Source organism: Rhodoferax sp. (assembly GCF_039922535.1).
Lineage (GTDB): Bacteria > Pseudomonadota > Gammaproteobacteria > Burkholderiales > Burkholderiaceae_C > Rhodoferax_B.
Map to the genome: position 1 here is coordinate 1 of NZ_JBDTEM010000010.1, position 2425 is coordinate 2425.

General features: G+C 62.1%; 2 protein-coding genes and 1 pseudogene. 1 reads left to right on the plus strand and 2 read right to left on the minus strand.

The window, feature by feature from the left end; genetic code table 11:
- Positions 1-29: 29 nt before the first annotated feature.
- Together ABI213_RS00335 and ABI213_RS00340 are read right to left on the minus strand one after the other, a co-directional pair.
- Positions 30-695, minus strand: coding sequence for an amino acid ABC transporter permease (locus tag ABI213_RS00335; RefSeq protein WP_348008690.1), 666 nt, complete (start codon positions 693-695; stop codon positions 30-32).
- A 48-nt stretch (positions 696-743) separates the two neighbouring features.
- On the minus strand, positions 744-1517 hold the full coding sequence (locus ABI213_RS00340) for a transporter substrate-binding domain-containing protein (protein ID WP_348025630.1): 774 nt from the start codon (positions 1515-1517) through the stop codon (positions 744-746).
- 241 nt (positions 1518-1758) lie between these two features.
- On the opposite strand from ABI213_RS00340, the pseudogene ABI213_RS00345 reads away from it, so the two are divergent.
- Positions 1759-2425 (plus strand): annotated as a pseudogene (locus ABI213_RS00345) (fatty acid desaturase); the annotation flags it as partial.

Below are 2425 nucleotides of genomic sequence, written 5' to 3' on the forward strand. Positions count from 1 at the left end.
CTATTTAAATAGCAAATCCACTACCCAATTCAACGCGCGTAAGGCTTGCTGTAGCGCGCTTCCAGGCGGCGGTGCACGGCGTATTCGTACACCAGGCACAGCGACCAGTAGATCAGCGCGGCCAGCAGGTAGAAAGTGAAGGGCTTGAAGGTGGCCGAGATCACGTCGTTGATGGTTTTCAGCAACTCGGCCACGGTGATGACGGACAGCACCGAAGTGTCTTTGAACAGCCCGATCAAGGTGTTGCTGATGCCCGGAATCGCCAGCCGCAGCGCCTGCGGCGTGACGATGTAGCGCAGGGTTTGGAACTTGGTGAGGCCCAGGCTCAGGCCCGCACTCCATTGGCCGTGGGTGATGCCATTCAGCGCCCCGCGCAGGGTCTCTGACAGGTAGGCGCTGGCGTTGACGATCAGCACCAGGGTGCCGATGACCACCAACGGCGGGTCCAGCCCCATCGCGCCAATCCCGAAGTAGATCAAAAACGCCTGGATTAGCTGCGGCGTGCCGCGCATGAAGCTCACAAACAGGCTGAACAGCCCCGCCAACACGGGGATCTTTTCAAACCGCGCCCAGGTGATGAACAAGGCCACCGGCAGGCCAAACACCATGCCCAGCAAGGCGTAGCCGATGGTGTAGGCAGTGCCCCAGGCGATCAGCGGCGCGGAATCCCAGATGGGTTGGAGGATTTCGTTCACAAAGGGAGGCGGGCGCCGGTGGCGTGCGGGTACGGATGCGGGTACGGCTTACTTGGACGCGTCCACGCCAAACCATTTCATGGAAATCTTGGCGTAGCTGCCGTCCTTGACCATCTCGCCCAGGGCCTTGTCCAGCGCCTCTTTCAGCTTGGGGCTGCCCTTGCGGAAGGCGATGCCCTGTTTTTGCGGGTTGTCCAGCAGCACGGTGGACGGGCGCAGGGGCAGCTTGGCCTCTTTGATCATGTAGGGCACCAGCAGGCGGTCGTTCAGCGCAGCATCCACGCGGCCATTGACCAGGTCTTGCAGGTATAGCGGTGCAGAGGGGTAGGCTTTGACGGTAATGCCGCCCACCTTGGTCAAGGTTTCGGCGTAAATGCTGCCTTGGCCCGCGCCGACCTTTTTGCCCTTGAGCGCGTCCAGGTTGGCGTATTCGCTCTTGTCGTCTTTGCGCAGGATGATTTGCGCGAACGACACGGTGTAGGGAATCGAGAAGTCAAACTCTTGCTCGCGCTTGTCGGTCATGGTGACCTGCGAGACCACTAGGTCGTACTTGCCGACCTGCAGGCCGGCCAGGATGGTGGCCCATTCGGTGGCCACAAACTCGGGCTTCACGCCCAGCTTGGCGGCGATGGCGTTGGAGATGTCCACGTCAAAGCCCATCAGCGCGCCAGTTTTGGCATCTTTGAAGTTGAACGGCGGGTAAGTGCCTTCCATGGCGATTTTGACCACGCCTTTGGACTTGATGGCGTCGAGCAGCTCGTCGGCCAGGGCCGCATGGGCCAGACCAAAGCACAGTGCCACAGCGCAGATTTTTTTCAACATGGAAGCCTTTGGAGGGAGTGGGAGAAAGCCGCCGCCAGACCGGTCGGCGGTGACTGGCCTTGACAGCCTGGGCCCACATTTTAGCCACCGCATCGGCGGCAAGGCCGTGCCCGCAAGGCGGTTTGCGAGCATCTGCACACGGTGAATGGCACCGAATATGCTTATCTGCATTATTCAGTTGCACAACCCGGCTGAAGTCCATTAGCATCACCTGTCCATACCACCCTATACAAGTACCCTCATGAACCGCCCCAGCGTCGCAACTTCCCACGGCTTTGAATGGCCTACATGGCTTTTGGCGGCCTGTGTGTACCTGGGCTGGGGCCTGGTGGTCGGCTACTGGTCCGTGCTGGGAAGTGGCTGGGGCAGTGCGGCGCTGTTGCTGCTGACCTGCTGGTACATGAGCCTGCAGCATGAACTGGTGCACGGCCACCCCACCCCGTCGCCACGCGTCAACCGCCTGCTGGGTCTGGCACCGCTGGCGGTGTGGTATCCGTTTGACCTGTACCTGCACAGCCACCTGATCCACCACCAGGACGAGCACCTGACCCGCCCCGGCATCGACCCCGAAAGCAACTACCTCACCGCCGCCCAGTTTGCCGCCCTGCCCGCCTGGCAAAAAATCTGCTGGCGCTGGCAGCGCTCGGTGCTGGGCCGCCTGCTGGTCGGTCCGGCGCTGGCCATCGTGCCGACCTGGGCCGACATCGTGCGCAAGCCGCTGCGGGGGGATTGGTCGCAGACCGCCAGTTGGGCCGAGCACCTGCTGTTGCTGGCAGGCATGCTGTGGGGTTTGCAGCACTGGGCGGGTATCAGCCCGCTGCAGTACCTGCTGATCGTCTACCCGGCGCTGGGCCTGGCGATGCTGCGTTCACTTTACGAACACCGCCCTGCAGACCGCCCGGCGCACC

Bases quoted from the DNA above. Each gene is read 5' to 3' on its own strand.
- ABI213_RS00340 (WP_348025630.1), bottom strand. From the start codon at position 1,517: ATGTTGAAAAAAATCTGCGCTGTGGCACTGTGCTTTGGTCTGGCCCAT.